Annotated in this window: 14 protein-coding genes and 1 pseudogene; 10 read left to right on the top strand and 5 right to left on the bottom strand. The window is 44.4% G+C overall.

What is annotated here, in order from left to right:
- Positions 1 to 544 precede the first annotated feature (544 nt).
- Both AB0756_RS32045 and AB0756_RS32040 read right to left on the bottom strand, forming a co-directional pair.
- Entirely contained in the window at positions 545 to 1,366 is an 822-nt protein-coding gene (locus AB0756_RS32045; RefSeq protein WP_050045862.1) for a cobalt-precorrin-6A reductase, read from the bottom strand.
- 8 nt (positions 1,367 to 1,374) lie between these two features.
- Positions 1,375 to 1,563 (bottom strand): hypothetical protein, encoded by a 189-nt coding sequence (locus AB0756_RS32040; RefSeq protein WP_050045861.1) that lies wholly within the window; start codon positions 1,561 to 1,563, stop codon positions 1,375 to 1,377.
- Between the two features lie 362 nt (positions 1,564 to 1,925).
- On the opposite strand from AB0756_RS32040, the gene AB0756_RS32035 reads away from it, so the two are divergent.
- Entirely contained in the window at positions 1,926 to 4,454 is a 2,529-nt protein-coding gene (locus tag AB0756_RS32035) for a mannose-1-phosphate guanyltransferase (RefSeq protein WP_038082871.1), read from the top strand.
- 79 nt (positions 4,455 to 4,533) lie between these two features.
- Positions 4,534 to 5,104, top strand: a pseudogene (locus AB0756_RS32030) (Uma2 family endonuclease).
- A gap of 50 nt (positions 5,105 to 5,154) precedes the next feature.
- Here AB0756_RS32030 and AB0756_RS32025 read toward each other — a convergent pair.
- A complete protein-coding gene (locus tag AB0756_RS32025; RefSeq protein ID WP_050045860.1) occupies positions 5,155 to 6,483 on the bottom strand; it encodes an ABC transporter ATP-binding protein in 1,329 nt (442 codons plus the stop codon).
- Between the two features lie 143 nt (positions 6,484 to 6,626).
- Between AB0756_RS32025 and AB0756_RS32020 the strand changes: the two genes are divergently transcribed.
- The 6 genes from AB0756_RS32020 (at position 6,627) to AB0756_RS31995 (ending at position 14,746) form a co-directional block, all read left to right on the top strand.
- On the top strand, positions 6,627 to 6,857 hold the full coding sequence (locus AB0756_RS32020) for a hypothetical protein (protein WP_050045859.1): 231 nt from the start codon (positions 6,627 to 6,629) through the stop codon (positions 6,855 to 6,857).
- 215 nt (positions 6,858 to 7,072) lie between these two features.
- On the top strand, positions 7,073 to 7,615 hold the full coding sequence (locus AB0756_RS32015; RefSeq protein ID WP_038082942.1) for a single-stranded DNA-binding protein: 543 nt from the start codon (positions 7,073 to 7,075) through the stop codon (positions 7,613 to 7,615).
- Positions 7,616 to 7,989: 374 nt separating this feature from the next.
- The gene (locus AB0756_RS32010) at positions 7,990 to 9,873 is read left to right on the top strand and encodes an ABC transporter ATP-binding protein (protein WP_038082941.1); all 1,884 of its coding nucleotides are present in this window, start codon (positions 7,990 to 7,992) and stop codon (positions 9,871 to 9,873) included.
- A 348-nt stretch (positions 9,874 to 10,221) separates the two neighbouring features.
- On the top strand, positions 10,222 to 11,268 hold the full coding sequence (locus AB0756_RS32005; protein ID WP_038082940.1) for a chemotaxis protein CheB: 1,047 nt from the start codon (positions 10,222 to 10,224) through the stop codon (positions 11,266 to 11,268).
- Between the two features lie 99 nt (positions 11,269 to 11,367).
- Positions 11,368 to 13,227 carry a CheR family methyltransferase gene (locus AB0756_RS32000; protein WP_050045858.1) on the top strand — a complete coding sequence of 620 codons (1,860 nt, stop codon included), beginning with the start codon at positions 11,368 to 11,370 and terminating at the stop codon, positions 13,225 to 13,227.
- Positions 13,228 to 13,429: 202 nt separating this feature from the next.
- The gene (locus AB0756_RS31995; protein WP_038082938.1) at positions 13,430 to 14,746 is read left to right on the top strand and encodes a PAS domain-containing sensor histidine kinase; all 1,317 of its coding nucleotides are present in this window, start codon (positions 13,430 to 13,432) and stop codon (positions 14,744 to 14,746) included.
- Here AB0756_RS31995 and AB0756_RS31990 read toward each other — a convergent pair.
- Positions 14,729 to 14,911, bottom strand: a complete 183-nt coding sequence (locus tag AB0756_RS31990) for a hypothetical protein (RefSeq protein ID WP_050045857.1) — start codon at positions 14,909 to 14,911, stop codon at positions 14,729 to 14,731. The genes AB0756_RS31995 and AB0756_RS31990 overlap by 18 nt on opposite strands.
- Positions 14,912 to 15,030: 119 nt before the next feature.
- Here AB0756_RS31990 and AB0756_RS31985 point away from each other — a divergent pair, with 119 nt between their 5' ends.
- Both AB0756_RS31985 and AB0756_RS31980 read left to right on the top strand, forming a co-directional pair.
- Complete coding sequence (locus tag AB0756_RS31985; RefSeq protein WP_038082936.1) at positions 15,031 to 16,611, top strand: metallophosphoesterase family protein; 1,581 nt, start codon at positions 15,031 to 15,033, stop codon at positions 16,609 to 16,611.
- A gap of 10 nt (positions 16,612 to 16,621) precedes the next feature.
- Complete coding sequence (locus tag AB0756_RS31980) at positions 16,622 to 17,374, top strand: class I SAM-dependent methyltransferase (protein WP_038082935.1); 753 nt, start codon at positions 16,622 to 16,624, stop codon at positions 17,372 to 17,374.
- On the opposite strand, the gene AB0756_RS31975 is transcribed toward AB0756_RS31980, so the two are convergent.
- Positions 17,371 to 20,394 (bottom strand): chemotaxis protein CheB, encoded by a 3,024-nt coding sequence (locus AB0756_RS31975; protein WP_050045856.1) that lies wholly within the window; start codon positions 20,392 to 20,394, stop codon positions 17,371 to 17,373. The genes AB0756_RS31980 and AB0756_RS31975 overlap by 4 nt on opposite strands.
- Positions 20,395 to 20,442: the final 48 nt, after the last annotated feature.

The following is a 20,442-nucleotide window of genomic DNA, read 5'->3' as shown; positions in this document are numbered from 1 at the left end:
ACATTTTCACCATTGTAGACTTTTCCTTTGCTTATCCACTGCCCCTGAAAGGTTCTCTGTCGCAATTCCTTCCACAAATTTTTCCCTCGCCACTCGAGTGATCTTTAACAAGCATGGCTATCCACATCCGCCATCAGACCACCACTTCCATCTCCCCTACTCTACATCATTTGATTTTTGTCAACCCCTAGAGTCCGTATTTCTCCTCAAACCCTTTCTTCATCCGAGTTTTGCGATTGTTAAGAAAGATGCGGGTAATGGATAGCTTTTTTAAGGGGGGTTAGGGAGGATCGAAACCGCAAGAATACACTTTAGAAGACTTGGTGTACACCCTAGCCCAATTAAAGAGAGGGCTTTAGCCCTTCTGAACTTGGTATGCGTTTCCTTCCTCTTACTAATAGGTGTCAGTAAAATCTCTTTATGCACTTATGGAATATAGCGCTCCTAATTTGAGTCCGAAGCAGGGGGACAAGGGAGAGAGTTACGATGTCCAATGACAACATTGAACTTCATAACTCGCTACGACTCCCTTGTCCGTCTGAAATTACCGATTCTTTCCCACTCTTTTCTCTGTGTCTTCTGCGTTTGTGCGATTCCAAATATATCTTTCACAAAACCCCAAAACCACCAAAAAATCACTTGTTTGTTGTGGATAAACAACCTCCGGGCGAGAAACCAATACCAGCTTTACACCCAATTCCCCTGCTACCTGGCGCTTCACATCCTCCCCCCCAGGGGAGCCCGAAGCCTTACTCACAACCAAAGAAATATCCCATTGTCGCCACAAAGCTATTTCCAAATCCGCAGCTATTGGAGGACGCAAACAAATCAAGCGATCGCTGGTAAACCCAGCTTGAAACGCAGCTTCCAAAGCCACAGCAGATGGAAGCAATCGCGCAAACAAAGTCGCTCGCTTTTGCCAAGGTAAAAACAGGTGCAATGGTTTATACCCCACAGTCAACAGCACTCGTTGATTCTCTAAATAATTTCCACTTAGCAGCGTATCAAAACCATCAACACAAACAACTCCCCCCTTCGCCCCTTCTCCCTCTTCCAACACGGGACGTTCGTAGCGCAAGTAGGGGATTTGCAATTTTTCACAAGTCGCGATCGCTACCTGAGAAATCTCCACAGCAAAAGGGTGCGACGCATCAATCACAACAACAATTTGCTGTTCCCGCAAAAACTCATTTAAACTCTCTGCAATCAATCGCCCCACCCAAACCCGTATCATAGGGCTATCTGGGTAGAGCGATCGCGCTGACTCTGTTGTTACAGAAACAGTACAAGGAATTTGGGAATGGCAGAGAAGAACTGCTAAAGAAGCACTCTCTTGAGTTCCGCCGATCAACCACACGCGTTCCACAGAGACGCTTAACCTTTTAACGCCTTTCTAAAGTTTTGACGGTAGGACTTACTTGTACTAAATAAAATAGGCCACATTAAAGCCAAACTCAGACGATTGGGAAAAGAGCGTTGAAAGTTAGTGCGCTCGAAGCCACTCCAAAACTTCCACAGACCTAGCCCGTAACCTACTATCAATATCAAACTGACTAATTCCATTTATACAACTCCATTGAACTCTATCTTAAAAAAGTCCATTTCTTTAAGTATAGGTCTAACAAATCTACAACTCAGTTATGCGATCGAATACACCACTCTTATTAATGGCATACCGATCTTTTATACCAAGACTGGAAAGCGATCGCCATACCCTTTAACCTTTAGAAACAAAGTTAATCGATTGAATTCCGTATATCTTGATTTTGTACTAACAAACAAGCTAGTGTGACGGGTAGTTATCCCTATTTCCGATTGGATGCATCTTGCGAAAGTTCCCTAAACTTAGAGATACATAAGATAAATAAAGAAATTATCTTGTGGGTGTTGAGGTAGCAAGTCGTGCAAACAGCTAAGGAGGATTTATGCGTGCAGTTCTGATGGCAGGGGGTTCTGGAACACGGCTTCGTCCGCTTACCTGCGACCTACCCAAACCAATGGTTCCCATACTCAATCGACCCATTGCCGAACACATCATTAATCTTTTAAAACGGCATCAAATCACAGAAGTTGTTGCCACACTCCACTATTTACCTGATGTTCTGCGAGACTACTTCCAAGACGGTAGCGACTTTGGCGTACAAATGACCTATGCCGTAGAAGAAGACCAGCCTTTAGGGACTGCAGGCTGTGTAAAAAACATTGCCGAACTTCTTGATGACACTTTTTTAGTCATTAGCGGAGATAGTATAACAGATTTTGACTTAACAGCAGCCATTGAATTTCACAAACAACAGAAATCAAAAGCAACTTTGATTTTGACCCGCGTTCCCAATCCTATTGAGTTTGGGGTAGTGATTACCGATGACCAAGGACGAATTCGACGATTTTTAGAAAAGCCTTCTACCAGTGAAATTTTTTCCGATACTGTTAATACGGGTACGTATATTTTAGAACCGGAAGTTTTAGAATACTTACCAGCGAACCAGGAAAGTGACTTCTCAAAAGAGTTGTTCCCGTTGCTACTTGAGAAGAATGAGCCAATGTTTGGTTATGTTGCTCAAGGTTACTGGTGTGATGTCGGTCACTTAGATGCTTATCGTGAGGCTCAGTACGATGCATTATACGGCAAAGTTAAACTAGACTTTGCTTATAAGGAAGCTTCTCCTGGAATTTGGATCGGTCAGAATACTTACATTGAACCCACAGCACAGATTGAAGCTCCCTCCGTTATCGGAGACAATTGCCGAATTGGAGCGCGAGTTGTTATCGAATCGGGAACTGTCCTTGGCGATAACGTTACTGTTGGTTCTGACGCCAATCTCAAACGCCCTATCATCTGGAATGGAGGCATTATTGGTGAAGAAGCACACCTATCAGCAAGTGTCATTTGCCGTGGTGCGCGTGTAGACCGTCGCGCCCATGTTTTGGAAGGCGCTATAGTTGGTTCGCTTTCAACAGTGGGAGAAGAAGCTCAAATCAGCCCCTTTGTAAGAGTTTGGCCCAGCAAAAAAATAGATTCAGGAGCAATCCTCAACATTAACCTGATTTGGGGAAATACAGCCCAACGCAATTTATTTGGGCAACGTGGAGTCCAAGGTTTGGCAAATATCGACACCACGCCAGAATTTGCCGTTAAGTTAGGAGCCGCTTACGGTTCTATCTTAAAACCAGGCTCTCGGGTGACAGTTTCTCGCGACCAACGCAACATTTCTCGCATGGTCACCAGGTCATTAATTGCGGGTTTGATGTCCGTCGGTGTTGATATTCAAAACCTAGATGCAACAGCCATTCCCATTACTCGCACGGTCATACCGACTATGTCGGTCGCAGGCGGTATTCACGTGCGGGTACATCCAGACCGCCCGGATTACATCCTGATTGAATTCATGGATGCTAAGGGAATTAACATCTCCAAAGCCTTGGAAAAGAAAATTGAGGGGGCTTATTTCAAAGAAGATATGCGGCGATCGCAGATTCATGAAATTGGCGACGTTGCTTACCCCAGCCAAGTTATGGATCGCTACTGCACGGCTTTTGAAAAATTGCTACACGTTGACACAATTCGTAACAGCCGAGCCAAAGTTGTCATCGACTACGTTTACTCGGTTTCAGGAGCCGTTTTGCCGCAGATGTTAGACAATTTTGGGGCTGATGCAGTCGTGCTCAATGCCAGTCTCAATAAAAATGCCATGTCAGCCACTGACCGCGAAACCCTCCTAACCCAGTTAGGGCACGTTGTAGAAGCATTAAAGGCTAACTTTGGCGTCCAAGTTTCAGCCAATGGAGAGCAACTGATTTTAGTTGACGAAGCAGGGATGCCCATTCGTGGTGAAATGCTGACAGCCCTCATGGTAGACATGATATTAACCGCGCAACCAAGAGGAACAGTTGTTGTACCAGTTCACGCTTCCAGTGCTGTAGAGCAAATTGCCCGCCGTCATGATGGTAGAGTGATTCGTACAAAGGCAAACCCCACAGCCTTAATGGAAGCATGTCAGAAAAATTCCAATGTGGTTTTGGGAGGTAGTGGCGATACAGGCTTTATTTTCCCCCACCTGCATCCCGGTTTTGACGCCATGTTCTGCATTGCCAAACTTATTGAAATGCTGACCATACAAGAGCGTTCTCTAACCACCGTCCGTACTGAATTACCACGAGTCATTCACAGAACGTACACGGTGCGTTGTCCGTGGACAGCAAAAGGAGCATTGATGCGCCACCTAGTAGAAACTCACCCAGCCCAAAATCTCGAATTGATTGATGGAGTGAAAATCTGTCAACCCTACGATGATAGTTGGGTATTGGTCTTACCAGATGCCAGCGAACCAATAGTACATTTGTATGCAAACAGCAACGATCGCGATTGGGTCGATGATTCTCTCAGGCAATACCGCGCTCGCGTACAAGCCTTTGTAGAAAGAGAGCAAGAAACTGTTGCGGCTGAAGTGTAAGAATGTTAGTAGATAGTGGTTAGAAGTCATTTGTCATTACCACTAACCACTAACTACTATCTACTCACCAATAACACTTATGTATACAACTTCTAAACTACCTCCTTTAGAAAGTGGCGATCGCTTAACGCGCTATGAGTTCGAGTAGCGCTACGCTGGAATGCCTCATATCAAGAAAGCTGAATTAGTCGAAGGAGTTGTATACGTGGCTTCACCAGTAAGGATTAAAAATCACGGTAGACCTCACGCTCAAATAGTTGGCTGGTTAGTAACATACAGTGCTGCTACACCTGGGGTAGATGTGGGTGACAGATAAGTTGAATGCCTATCGCCGCAATGGTGTACAAGAGTACATTGTCTGGCAAATTTACGAGAATCGTGTAGATTGGTTCGGTCTCGAAGAAGGACGATACATTTATTTAGAACCAGACGCAGATGGAGTCATTCGTTCTCAAATCTTTCCTGGATTGTGGTTAGCAGTTTCAGCTTTGCGAGAAGGGAATTTAGCTGAAGTTTTAGCAGTTCTACAGCAAGGATTGCAAACACTAGCACATGAAGAGTTTGTACATCAGGAATCAAGAAAAGCCGTCCTAGAAGGACGGGGCTTGTATCCCATTCTTTTGGTCAAGAGATTGGGGACTAGAAGTTAGGGAGTAGGGAATGAATCAAGAGAGTACTTTTCCCCAACCCCTAACCCCAATCACAAAAATATCGCCTGCTCTGTTTCTGGGTCAAAAAAGTGAATTTTTTCGGGTGTTAAAGATAACCACAGTTGTTCGCCAAAACGTATAACTCGATCCGACGGAACTCGTACTTGTAACTCATTGGTTGAAAAAGCAGATTTTTGAAAATTGGGGTCGAGCAGTCTTGTAGCAAGATAAGTATCATTGCCCAAATTCTCCACTAACTCCACTTTCACGGGTAAATTTTTGGTTGCGGGTACGCTTAAAATCAGATGTTCCGGACGAATCCCCAACACCAGCGCTCGACCATCATATTTTTGTAACGCCTGACCCCACGCCTCTGGTAGAGTCAGGCGAAAATCTCCATTAGTAATCAGCAGGGGTGCATGAAACTCTACGTGAATAAAATTCATCGGTGGTGAACCAATAAATTCTGCAACAAAGCGGTTAACAGGATAATTGTAAAGTTCTAACGGCGATGCAACTTGCTGGAGCTGTCCTTGATTGAGAACAGCGATGCGATCGCCCATGGTCATGGCTTCTGTCTGGTCGTGGGTCACGTAAATTGTTGTAACACCCAATTGACGTTGTAATTTGACAATTTGAGCGCGAGTTTCCGTGCGGAGTTTTGCGTCTAAGTTAGAAAGAGGTTCGTCCATCAAAAACACTTGAGGATTTCGTGCAATTGCTCGTCCTAGCGCGACTCTTTGCCTTTGTCCTCCAGAAAGTTGCTTGGGTAAACGATTGAGCAAAGCTTCCATTTGCAGTAACTGAGCAACATCACGCACCCGTTTATCCACTGCTCGTTCTTTGTCAGAAATGTATCTTAGCCCTTTCGGTAATTTCTTAGTCATTGCCACGAGAAGATTGGGGAGTAGGGAGTTATTTTCCCCCCCGCTCCCCTTCTCCCCCTTCCCCCCTATCCCCAGAGGGGACCCCGAGTCCCCCCCTTTTCTCCGCCTCAATCCAAAAGCAATGTTGTCATACACTGTCATGTGAGGGTAGAGAGCGTAATTTTGAAATACCATTGCAATGTCTCGCTCTTTCGGTGGGAGATTATTAACTAAGCGATCGCCTACCCAAATATTCCCACCTGTCAGATCTTCCAACCCAGCAATTAACCGCAATAGAGTGCTTTTCCCACAACCAGAAGGTCCTACCAGAACCATAAATTCACCATCTGTCACCGTCAGGTTAATGCGCCGCAGAACCCCAGCATTGTCCGAACTGCGAACAGCATCACTGTTGTTATCTGATTTCGATAGGGATTGGGTGGGCGATGCAATACTTTCCCCTTTACGAGGAGGAAAACTTTTATAAACGTTTTCTAGAACAACTTGCGCCACGAGTTTTTAATACATAGTCAACGGTCAACAGTCAATGGTCAATGAAATTTGAGCTATTGACCAGTGACAGCGCCAATGATACAACGAATTTTTATCAGCCGGGAGATTTTCCCATTCAACAGTTTTGTTTTGAGACTTAGAGAATGCACATTCGCGATCGCTGTCCGGAGTTGGGTGCGCGTTTTGACTTCCATATAGCTCTTGGTGTGAGAGCCATAATTGCACTCTATATGGTACAATCATACTATTCAAGTGTCAAATGCTATGCTAGTCAAGCGAAGGTAGCGAGCAGTTTTAGAGTTGTTTGCGACAATCGCTTGGCTTTTGTGCTAGAAGTGATGCACGACAACCAATTAAAGTCTTTTTTAATTTAAAAATTATCACCAAAATCTCATGCCGATTTTTCCATCCCAACTGTTTCGCTACTGACTATTAGTTAATCTTATGAAAGAGTTCCGTTAGACATCGCCGGAAATGAATCGTGTATTGCGTACAGTCCCGATAAAGACGGATTGTTTAAAGCGTTTTTACACCTTTTTTTGGAAATGTCCTTTAAATTTTGCACTGGTTTTAATTAAGGAGGAATTCCATGAATCTTTGTTTTTTGATGGTAGAAATCATTCAAGAACCACAATTGCGTCATACACCAGATGGATTGGAACTCACCGAAATGGTGGTACAGTTTCCAGGACTGAGAGCAGAAGATCCACCAGCAACCTTAAGAGCAGTGGGCTGGGGTAACTTAGCAAAAGATATTCATCAAAATTATCATCAAGGCGATCGCGTCCTTTTAGAAGGACGCCTCAGTATGAATACCGTACCGCATCAGGAAGGATATAAAGAAAAGCGAGCAGAATTTACAGTACAAAAGATTCACTCTCTAGGAACGGGATTTGACACGAGTTCGTTACCATCTACAAGCAGAACATCATCTCCTACACCTGTGGCGTCCGTACAATCCTCTCCGACTTACAACGCTCCAATATCTACACCAAATTCAGTAACAAACGGATCGAGCGCCCTTCCTCAAAATAGCTTCAACGAACAACCCGTACCCCAAAGTAAAAATTTCGAGCGCAACACTTATTCAGCGCCTGTAGAAGAACAAGATCCAGATGATATTCCTTTTTAGCTAATAGCTAATGGCTAATAGCTAATGGCTAATGGCTAATGGTGAGTCGAGCGCTGTAGGCGGTGAGTCCAGTGCTACAGGCGGGTTTCCCGCCCCCTGGGGACTAGCGAACAAGGGAGGGCTAATGCCTAATTGTGTGTGCTTGGGAGTACTTTAAAAACAACACAAGACGCATTCCCACGCAGAGCATGGGAACGAGGACGTAAGATGATGATTCAAATCACTATTAGCCATCAGCCATTAGCCATTAGCTATTAGCCATCATCCATTAGCCATTAGCCATTAGCTATCAGCCATTAGCCATTAGCCATCATCCATTAGCAATAACTGTTAAAATCCAAATATTTATAAGCAACGCTTTAAACCTGACCGCTATGAGAGACACTATTCTAGATGTTCGGAATCTGCAAGTTGAATTTGTGGGTGATACCAAAGTTGTTAAAGCTGTGGATGGTATCTCTTTTGAGTTGCGCCGAGGAGAAACTCTGGGAATAGTGGGAGAGTCGGGAAGCGGAAAATCGGTGACGTCCCTGGCTGTGATGGGTTTGATACAATATCCAGGGAGGATAAGCGGGGGTGAAATTTTGTTCAGTCCCCAAGAAAATAGTACGCCTATAGATCTGCGGAAGTTGCCAATGGAGGAGATGCAACTTCATAGGGGTGGCGATATTGCCATGATCTTTCAAGAACCCATGAGTTCTCTCAATCCAGTTTACACCATTGGGTTTCAGTTAACAGAAGCTATTTTACAACATCAAAATATCTCATCAGAAGAAGCAAAACGACAAGCGATCGCCCGCCTGCAAGAAGTGAAGTTGCTTCCGAGTGATGAAGCACTGAAGGAACAATATATAGAAACTTGGAAAACTTCTGTTGGTTCATCCACCCCGGATGAGTACAAGCTCGCACATTTGGTTAAACAGCATAAAGAGTCCATATTAGACCGTTACCCGCACCAACTTTCTGGCGGTCAATTGCAAAGGGTGATGATAGCTATGGCAATTTCGTGCAACCCATTGTTATTGATTGCTGACGAACCAACGACAGCGTTAGATGTAACAGTTCAAGCAACAATTCTTGAGTTGTTGCGGGAATTACAACAGCGCCGCGATATGGCTATGATTTTTATCACTCACGATTTAGGGCTGATTGCAGAAACAGCCGATAAAGTCGCGGTGATGTACAGGGGCAAAATTGTAGAACAAGGTGCTGCAGCACAAATTTTTGCCAATCCCCAACATCCTTATACTAAAGGCTTAGTTGCTTGTCGCCCTACCCTCAACCACCGCCCTCACAAACTCCTAACAGTTTCCGATTACATGCAAGTTGAAGAAACGCCAACAGGAGATGTAGTGATACAGCCCAAACAACCAGCCCAACCAAAAGAAGTCACGACTGAGGAGTTTTCTCAAAGATTGGTTTGTTTGGAGCAACAGCAGCCTTTGTTGCAAGTCCGCAACCTGAAAGTTGGTTTTCCTGTAAAGGGTTTGTTTGGCGGTACAAAACGCTACCACATGGCAGTGAATGGAGTTTCCTTTGATGTTAAAAAAGGGGAAACTTTAGGATTGGTAGGAGAATCTGGTTGTGGCAAAACCACTGTTGGTAAAACCTTACTGCGATTAATTCAACCCATGAGTGGTGAAATCTTGTTTGAGGGACGAGATGTTACGCATTTTCAGGGAATAGCTTTGCAAAAGTTGCGAAGGGAAATGCAAATTGTGTTTCAAAATCCTTTTAGCGCCCTCGATCCTCGGATGAAGGTTGGGGATGCAATTATGGAACCTTTGGTGATTCACTCTATGCATCAGACAAAGCAGCAACGTCGCGATCGCGTAGCTTATCTTTTAGAAAGAGTGGGTTTGAGTGCAGATGCTATCAATCGCTATCCTCACCAATTTTCTGGCGGACAACGCCAAAGAATTTGTATTGCCCGTTCTTTAGCTTTGAATCCCAAGTTTATCATTTGTGATGAATCGGTTTCTGCTCTTGATGTCTCGGTGCAAGCGCAAGTCTTGAATTTGCTCAAAGAATTACAAGAAGAATTTGGATTGACCTATATCTTTATTTCTCACGATTTAAGTGTCGTGAAATTTATGAGCGATCGCATTTTAGTGATGAATCGCGGTCAAATTGTTGAGCAGGGTACAGCAGAGACAATATATCGAGAACCTAAAGAAGAGTACACGCAGAAGCTCATTGCATCAATTCCTACAGGTAGCCCCGAACGTGTACGACAGCGCCAAGTGAAAGCGTCCTAAGTTTGTTTGCTAAAATCCCCAACTTCTTTCAGAAGTGGGGATCTTGCAGACCGCTCCTACGTTGAAGAAAGGCAGAAGTACGCTCTCAGCTATGCGATCGGGTGGAGATTCAGACCCCACCTGAAGAGAAGACCACCTAAAAGAGGCGGGGGTCTTAAACCCTGTTGGGTAAAGCACAAAGGCAATACTGATACTTAATTCTTCCTTTCTGCCCTCTGCCCTCTGCCATCTGCCTTGCCCAAAGGGTGATAAATCTCTTAAAAGCTAGGTAAATAAGTAACCCAGTTCTGTTAACCTAAGCTTAAGCAGTGTAGCGTGACTCTGCTATCAAAACAAGGAGGAAAAAAAATGCCCGGACACGACATTATTGTTGTTGGAGCATCGGCGGGCGGAGTCGAAGCACTGACCTTGTTAGTAAAAAATTTGCCAAAAGACTTGAACGCTGCTGTCTTAATAGTCTTACACATACCCAGCTATAGTAGTAGCGTTTTACCCCGCATTCTTGAAAGAGCAGGGAATTTACCCGCTGTTCATGCTCGAGATGGTGAACCCCTTTTGCTAGGACGAATCTATATTGCTCCACCAAATTATCACTTATTGGTCAAACCAGGAACCTTACAACTTACGCTTGGTCCAAGGGAAAACAGCCATCGTCCTGCAATAGATCCCCTGTTTCGGACTGCAGCGAGAGCTTACGGGCAAAGAGTCATTGGTGTCGTTTTGACAGGTAGTCTCGATGATGGTACTGCAGGACTCAAGGCAGTAAAAATGCGCGGTGGTGTAGCAGTTGTTCAAAGCCCTGAGGATGCATTGTATGCAGGAATGCCGCGAAACGCGATTGAGAACGTAAATGACGTTGATTATGTATTACCACTATCAGATATTCCCAGCAAGTTGATAGATTTGGTAAACACGCCAGTGGAAGTTGGAGGAGAAGATCCTATTCCTGAGGAGCTAGCATTTGAATCTGATTTGGCAGAGATGAAGATGGCACCACTTAACAACGACGATAAACCGGGCAAACCATCTCCTTTTGCGTGTCCTGATTGCGGCGGTACACTTTGGGATCTGTCCGATAGGGATTTGTTGCGATTCCGATGTCGCACGGGTCATGCTTTTTCTGGAGCAACGCTGCTAGCCAAACAATCTGATGCTTTAGAGGACGCATTGTGGATTGCTCTGAGAGCATTAGAAGAGAGAGCCTCTCTTGCAAATCGCATGTCTCAACGAATGCGCGAGCGCAACCAAACTCTCTCAGCAATACGATTAGAAGAAGAGGCAAAAGATGCTCAAAAGCGTGCTGCTGTCATTCAAGAGGTACTTCTTAAGAGCGATGGGATGACAAAAGATAAAGATTTATCATCTTTGAGTTTAGAGGAACCAATTAAGGAGTAGTTGAAAGTTGGCTGCATCTTAAGTCTTTTTTTGTACTGTTATTTTTTATAAAAATAATAGCTTAATACCGTTTGAAGGTTTATAAAGTATAAAACTTATATGGATACTGTTGAACCCAACCCTGACTTGGAAAACCTACTAGAATATATCAAACGGAATAGAGGTTTTGATTTTAGCGGTTACAAACGAACAAGTTTAAGTCGGCGAATACGGAAACGATTGCATTTTTTAGGTATAGAAGATTATAGTTTGTATTTAGATTACTTGGAAGTACACCCAGATGAGTTTGCCGAGCTATTTAATACAATCCTGATAAATGTTACGGCTTTTTTTCGGGATTCACAAGCTTGGGAATACATAGCAAACGAAATTATTCCGCAAATTGTAGCTAACAAATATCTTAGTAAGCCCATCCGCGTATGGAGCGCTGGTTGTGCTTCTGGGGAGGAAACCTATACCTTAGCAATTTTACTGGCAGAAGCACTGGGAATGGAACAGTACGCAGCACGAGTGAAGGTGTTTGCTACGGATGTGGATGAGGAGGCTCTCAATATTGCTCGCCAAGCACACTACGGTTCAAAAGAGGTGCGAAGTGTTCCTCCAAATTTACAAGAGAAGTACTTTGAGCGAGTCAATGGTCGCTATGCTGTTCAAAAAGAGCTGCGTCGCGGTGTGATTTTTGGTCGTCACGATTTGGTTCAAGATGCACCTATTTCCCGAATTGACTTATTGGTATGTCGGAATACTTTGATGTATTTCAACACGGAAACCCAAGCTAAAATTCTCGATCGATTTCATTTTGCTCTTAACGATAGCGGCTTTCTCTTTTTAGGAAAAGCAGAAATGCTGTTTAGTAGAAACCACTCATTCAGTCCGTTAGAATTACGACAACGGGTATTTATTAAAGATCAAAATGGCAACTTGCGCGATATGCTATTGAACATCGCTCATCCTAGCAGGCAGCAAGCTGTTCCAGATATGGTCGATCGGATACGCATTTATGAAGCCGCTTTTGAGATCGATCCCATTGCCCAAATCATTGTAGACCTCAATGGGGCGCTCATCCTAGCTAATATTGAAGCCCGTAACTCGTTTAATCTCAACCCTAGAGATTTAGGTCGTCCTTTGCAAGATTTAGAGCTTTCCTACCGACCGGTAGAATTGCGATCACGTATCGACCAGGTTCGCACCAATCGTCGCACCGTAGTATTAAAAGATGTTGAGTGGACTACATCCGACCGGGACACGAAATATTTAGACTTGCAAATCATGCCTCTGTTGGATGAGAATACTGAGAGAATATTAGGTATAAAAATTGTTTTTGCTGATGTTACCCGCTTTAAAAACTTACAGCAAGAACTAGTACACGCCAACCAGGAATTAGAAACTGCATATGAAGAACTGCAATCTACCAATGAAGAATTAGAAACTACCAACGAAGAACTCCAGTCTACTGTAGAAGAGCTAGAAACTACCAACGAAGAACTCCAGTCTACAAACGAAGAACTCGAAACCATGAATGAAGAACTGCAATCCACAAATGAGGAGTTGCAGACGATAAATGAAGAACTGCGCCAACGCAGTGAAGAACTTAACAGAGTTAACGGCTTTTTGGAATCTATTCTCACCAGTCTTCGTGCTGGAGTTATTGTGCTCAGCCCCGATTTACACATCTTAATGTGGAACCGTAAAGCTGAGGACTTGTGGGGATTGCGGTTTGATGAAGTTTTTTCAAAACACTTGATGAGTTTGGATATCGGCTTGCCTCTAGAACCACTCCGACAGCCAATTCGATGTATTATAAGCAGGGAATCGGATTATTATGAAGTAGTGCTAGGTGCCAGAAACCGCCGAGGGCGAACCATTCAGTGCCACGTAATCTGTACTCCCCTTTTAGGAGCACCAAGCGATATTCAAGGTGTCATACTATTGATGGAAGAGGGCGAACAAGAGGAATAGTCCTAAAAGCTCACAAGTGAAAAAAGTCTTTTTCTTTGTTGTCCTACCATCTCATTATTTAGTCATTAGGAGGATAATATAATCAGAAGGAGTAACCAAGATTTATGAGAGATTGCAACCACACTATTAACCTAGTAGATAGATTAAGCATCTTGATAAGACAAGTATCTTTACGGTGGAGGAGAGGATAAGAGGAAAGCTTGTGAATTTGGAAAACTTTGGTCGGCAAGTCCATGAGGTGCGCCGACATACCCAACTTCTACATCATCGTGTCAGGGAATCGCCAGAACGACAACAAGACCTGTTAGCTGAGGCTTTCGAGGAACTCCGTACTGCTTTGGAAGAACTGCACGTTGCAGAAGAAGAATTGCGCCAGCAAAACGAACAATTGGCGATGGCTTGCAAAGAGGCAGCCACAGAACGCAGACGGTATCAAGAATTATTTGATTTTGCTCCTGATGGTTATTTGGTAACAGATTCTCAGGGGAAAATTTTAGAAGCAAATCATGCTGCGGCTAATCTCTTAAAAATATCAAAAAACTTTTTAATCGGAAAACCACTGATAAACTTTTGTCCTCCAGAAGAGCGTCGAGTTTTTCGATATCAATTACAACGCTTAACCGATCTGGAGGAAATGCAAGAATGGGAAATCCACTTGCAACCCCGTCAAGGAAGCATATTTGATGCTAGCCTGACAGCAAAAACTATACGAGATAACGAAGGGCAACTCGTTGGTTGGCGGTGGCTTATTAGAGATATCACGTCTCGCAAACAAGCAGAAGAAAAAATAAACGCAATTCAAATTCAAAATTTAAAATTACAAGAAGCTTCACGGTTTAAATCGCAGCTTTTAGCAGTGATATCTCACGAACTGCGTACACCAATGAATAGCATTTTGGGATTTTCCCAATTGTTACTGCGCCGCTACTACCATCTGTTAGCACCAGAATTAAGAGAGATGGTAGAAAGGATTACTCAAAGTGGCAAACACCTTTTAAAATTAATTGAAGACATACTGGATTTTTGCAAACTGGAAACAGATAAGATAGAGTTAAAGTTACAAGAGTTTAATTTGGTAGAGTTAGTCACAAGAATTACAGAAGATTTGAGACCTCTAGCCGAACGGAAAAACTTAACTTTGGTTTTGCACTCCGATAGTAAAAATCCCAACATGATTGGCGATCGCGATCGCTTGCAACAGGTAATGACTAACTTAATAACTAATGCTATTAAGTTTACAGAAACTGGCGGCGTAGTTGTAGAAATACAACAAGTCAACGGAGAGCGTTTGGTATTTATGGTAAAAGACACCGGCATTGGCATTCCCGAATCAGAAATCGCACACATTTTTACAGAATTTTGGCAAGTCGATAAGTCTACAACGCGCAAGCAAGGTGGTGTTGGATTGGGACTGGCGATCGTAGATAAGCTAGTGCGATTAATGAAAGGAACTATCTCAGTTGAAAGCAAACTGGGAGAAGGCTCAACTTTCCGAGTAGAATTACCAAGAATTCAGTGACTCGCGATCGGTGAGCGGTAAATATTCTCGTTCCCGATTTCCACCGACTCTCGTTCCCAAGCTCCGCCAACTCTCGTTCCCAATCTCCACCAACTCTCGTTCCCAGGCTCCGCCTGGGAATACATATTTGGAGGCTCCGCCTCCAGTCAAAGATCGAGTCAGCATCTCCGATCCATTCGTGACCACGCTCTCCCCAGTAAAAAGAAATAAAGAAGTACAATTGGGATATAAATTACCAAAAAATAGTAAAAATTCGGAAATTTTATATCCTAGAGCAATTTACAATGCGATATATATTCGACTCGCCGATTCCCGTAAAAATTCAAAAAATGAAAGAACGGGTGCGGTGGAAACATCCAAGCCTGATTCAATGCGGAATCGATCAAACCAGCTTGGTCTTGGATGACGGCAATTCAGAGAATCCCGAATTTTCCTTCATGGTAATAGGCGATACCGGGTCTAAGCCATCTTACGGGCAGCACCCACAACGGTTAGTTGCAGAGTTAATGCTCACCCAACGCGACGAATGCCGTTTTATTCTCCATACGGGAGATGTGATTTATGTAGTAGGTTCCCATGAATATTATCCGCAAAATTTTATTGAACCTTACCGCGAGTTCCTAGTAGGAGGAGAAAACTCTCAAGACATTTCTTACGATCGCATGACATTTAGTACACCAATTTTGCCAGTTCTGGGCAATCACGATTACTACGATGTGCCGTTGATGTATGGCTTCATAGCAGGAACTACACTACCACTGCGACGCCTATTCCGTTACAAAGATATAGAAATCGGCTGGCATGGTTCTTATCAAGGTAATGCCTATGCAAGAGCGTTTCTTGACTACCTCAAAGACTTTTCTCCGGGCGAAAAGTTAGAACGTCATTTAAACAGTCATTATACAGCTAAAACCAACACGGGAAGGTGTTTGCGATACGAACCCGGAAAATTTACCCGCCTACCCAACCGCTATTACACCTTTCGTTATGGTGGGATTGACTTTTTTGCCCTGGACTCCAACACCTTCAATGCACCCTCTCCACTCCCTACTACAAAAGAAGGGGAAACAGAACGCCGTAAATTAGAAAAACGCCGTCACGAAATAGAACAAGAAGAAACGCAAATTTTAGAAGCTTGTTCTCGCTTCAATCCAGAGATTCCCCAAGAAGCCGAACAACTTGACGCTCTCAAAAGTAAGCTATACCAAATTGATGAAGTCAAAATTGACATAGAGAAACAGCTTGAATCCCATCACGCCCCACCTGTAGACTTTGAACAACTCAACTGGCTGAAGCAAAGATTAATTGAATCTTGGAATACTCAAGAGGTGCGCGGGCGGGTTCTTTACTTTCACCATCCACCCTACGTGACTGAAGCAAGCAAGTGGCACCAATCCCAGACTTTAGCAGTTCGCCATCGCTTGCGTGGGGTGTTTGATGATGTCGCGGAAACTCTTGGTTCTCTCACTCAAGGACGTCCGATAGTTGATTTGATATTAAACGGTCATGCCCATTGTTTGGAGTATCTCCGCACAACTCACACCGGACACGGTGATTCCCATATTCACTGTATAGTTTCTGGTGGTAGCGGTCGCCGTCCCCGTCGCCAAAGAGAGGAGGGATCGGAATTAATGGAAACTTTTGAAGATGCAACAGGTAGCTACAGTCGTAAAATTGCTGACTCGTTTCTTTTTGTAGGTCGCAACGGATACGACACTCAAAAACGTCTTCCTTACTCCTTTGTGCGAATCGATGTTCGCGATGGTTCCCCAGCCAAGTTTATTGTTAGACCATTTATTAAAGAACGCTTTCAAGGAGAGTGGTACAATCGCGAATTGGAGGCGTTTGCAATCAGTAACCAATGACCGATGACCCATGACTAAAGCAAAATACGTTTTTTTACCTTTGACTGTAATTATTTTGGGAATATTGTGCTTTTGGGTACTTAGTTCTCATAAAATAGCGAACGCAGATTCTGCACCATCCTCGGTTGTATACGAACAACGGCGTCTTCACAGCCCAGATGGAATTGGTAAATATTATATGGGTCGCGAGATAGCCAAAGTCATGGGACACACGGGGGCTGGTTGGTTGGAAAGACCGAGTCGAGAGGCTGAGGAACAGCCCAGCAAAGTAGTGAATGGTCTCAATCTCAAGTCTAATGATATTGTGGCGGATATCGGGGCTGGTACTGGTTACATGAGTTTTCGGATTGCGCCTTTACTTTCTACAGGAAAGGTTTTGGCTGTGGATATTCAGCCAGAAATGCTGGAGATTATCGAGTTTTTTAAGCAAGAGAAAAAGATTGCCAACGTTGAACCTATTTTGGCGACTCTTAGCGATCCCAAGTTACCACCAGAGAGTGTTGATTTGGCTTTGATGGTGGATGCTTATCACGAGTTTGAGTATCCGCGAGAGATGATGCAAGGAATTGTGACGGGGCTGAAACCTGGTGGTCGTGTTGTACTCATTGAGTATCGGGGCGAAAATCCTTTTATTGCCATTAAAGCTTTGCATAAAATGACTCAGAGGCAAGTCAAAAAGGAAATGCAATCTGTCGGGTTGGTTTGGCGCGAAACAAAAAACTTTTTACCGCAGCAACATTTTATGGTGTTTGAAAAGCCTTAGGATGCTGTTTCTAATCGTCCTTGCTCGGTGATGTCCTCGATCGCCAGTAAAATCATTTGGGTGCTGTCAATCTTGGGCATTTTGCGAGCTTTGAGCCGCATGATTTTACGTCCGATCCGCTCGAAATCATGCTCGACTTCAAAATCTTGAAACTGGGCATTACTAGCAAGAATCTCTTCGAGTTGCGATCGCAATTGGGGAATGTCCCACTGTCCGTTACCCAATTGAAAAATCAACTGCTGCTCTGTTTGCACGGGTAAAACCTGAAACGTCTCGTAGAACGAACGATTTGCTGTGATGATCCGCAACTCAGCATTCAGCACGATCAGCGGTTCCCAGACGGTTTCTACAATCGCATCAGCATAATCTCTTGCTTCCATCAATTGGGCATTACTGCGTTTGAGGTCGTCAATATCAATTAACACCACCACTGCCCCATCGATCTTATTATCAATCGTGCGATAGGGGCGAATTCTCAGGTGATACCAATGTCCGTCCCTGTCTTGAATCTCCTGAGCCTTTAAGTTGAGCGTCCGAATCACTTCTAAAATCTGTTGCTCTAAGTTAGGCACATTTAGTTTGTGGGTAATGTCGCTCAGCGGTCGCCCGATATCCGTTGAAATCAAGTTGAAGATGCCTTCCATCGCTGGGGTAAACTGCCGAATCTGGAGGTCGGCTCCCAGCATCAAAATCGGGATGTGGATACTGTTAAGCAAATTTTGCAAATCGTTGCTCACTTGCGTCGCTTCCTGGGTGCGACGGCGCAGTTCATCATTTACCGTGTTCAGTTCTTCATTCGCCGCCTGAATTTCTTCTTTTGCGGTTTCCAACTCCTCATTGGTACTTTGCAACTCTTCATTGCTCGACAAAATCTCTTCATTGGCGGCTCTCAAGTCCTGGTTCGTGGCTTGCTGCTCTTCGATGATCGATTGGAGATGCTCTCGGCTCGTTGCCAGTTCGTGCTTGAGTCGAGCAATCTCAACCGCTTCTCTAGTCCTGCGTTTGGAGGGGGTACTGCCATCATCGGTTGCAGGTAACTCCGAAACGAGGGGAGTATCTTCAAACAGAACTAAGAAACACTCTTGAGATGCCCCAATTTGGAATGGAATGACATTGATGGTAATTTGCCGGATGCGAGGTATGCGTTGCAGAAGCGCTTCGTTACCACCTTCTCTCACCTGCAAGCCTTCCCGTTTGACCGGCAGCTTTTGCTGTTTTGCCTGGTAGATAGCCGTTTGTAGCTCTCGCCGCAATTCTTCTTTTGCCATTCTCAGCAGGTTCAAGCTTGCTCGACCGGGAGATGGTTCCAGATAAGGGCTAGTCTGTCCCCGAAATTGCAGAATCTCCAAGTTGACATCGACCACAACACCTGCAGGGGCGTATTGATTCAAAACAATCCGGTCTGCTTCTCTCTGGATTTCTAGTTCGTTGGGAAGCTGTTCTGTCACAAAAGGTTGAGGGTTGATAATGGTTGGAGAATAAGAGCTGGCAGTCAACTCAATGTTGGGTCGAGATGCTGTCAACTTTTTAGCATAAATTTTATTTTTTTTGTCGCACAGGGTAAACAAGTCTACAAAGTCACCGACTGTTTCTGAAGTCCCTAACATGAGAAAGCCTGTGGGCTTGAGACCGTAGTGAAAAATTGGCAGGAGTTTTTTCTGTAAAGCGTTTCCTAAATAGATCAGCACATTGCGACAGCTAATTAAGTCCAGCCGCGAAAATGGGGGATCGCCAATTAGATTTTGTCTGGCAAAGACACAAACTTCCCGTACAGACTTACTGATTTGGTAGCCTCCCTCAACTTGAACAAAGAATCGGTAGAGCCGTTCTGGGGTAACATTTGCAACTTGGCTGAGCGTGTAAACCCCGTTGCGGGCATATTCGATTGCTGTCTCGCTAATGTCAGTTGCGTAAATTTGAATCGGTATGCGGGGAACTTGTTCGGAGAGAAACTCCAGCATACAGATGGCTATCGAGTAAGCTTCTTCCCCGGTTGAACAACCTGCTACCCAGATACGAATGGGTGTGCCTGGTGATTTATCAATGATAACGGGAAAGACCAGACTTTTTAAGGCATTGAAGCTTTCTGGGTCGCGAAAAAAACTGGTGACATGAATCAAGCAATCTTGATACAGTGCCATGACTTCTGCTGGATTGCTCTGGAGATAGCGAGCATAATCTTCCAGACGTTCGAGCTTGTATAAGAGCATTCGCCGTTGAATCCGGCGATTTAAGGTAGTTTGTTTATAATGAGTAAAATCAAGACCTGTTGCCTTCCGCAGCAAATTGAAGATAATGGCAAGTGCCTCCTGACTGGTAGCCGGAGATGAGTTTGTCTCTGACTCAATTGTGGTAAGGCTTGCAATGTATGGATGAGAGCTAATTTCAGCTAGCTTCCGGGCAATTTGGTCGGGCGGTAAGATAAAGTCTACCTGACCTGTGGCGATCGCCGTGTTGGGCATACTATCGACTTGTGCTGACTCCTGGCATTGAGCAAACGCTACACCTCCAGCCGCCTTGATTGCCTCTAGACCCCGCGCTCCGTCAGAATCGGCACCCGATAAAATGACGGCGATCCCTTTGTTACCCCGCTCCTCGGCAAGGGAAAGCAGAAACGTATCAACTGACATAAACACCCGACTGGTACCTGAGCGAGGCACGAGCTTTAGTAACCCTTGAGCAATGGTCATACTGGCATTGGGTGGAATGACGTATACGTGATTCGGTGCGATCTCCATGCCATCTTGTGCCTCACGCACGGGCATTTGGGTTGCCCTAGACAGAATCTGGCTAAGCACGCTTTCCTGCTCTGGAGCCATGTGCTGAATAATGACAAACGCCATGCCCGTATTGGTTGGCAAATAATTCAGCAATTGGGTAAATGCTTCTAATCCTCCCGCAGAGGCTCCAATCCCCACCACTGGAAATAATTCATTGAAATTGTCTTGCTGATTGTCAGGAGGAACTTTGCCATCAGAGGGATTGGGTTGAGATTTTTTGGAAACGCGTCTGGGTGCCATGTTTAATAGCTGTTCTGCCGAGCGGTATCGATCGCCTATCTGTACTAT

This window comes from Tolypothrix campylonemoides VB511288_2 (assembly GCF_045999855.1).
GTDB lineage: Bacteria > Cyanobacteriota > Cyanobacteriia > Cyanobacteriales > Nostocaceae > Scytonema > Scytonema bouteillei_A.
Note: the sequence above shows the minus strand (reverse complement) of the source record. Positions and strands in the feature narration are given on the sequence as shown.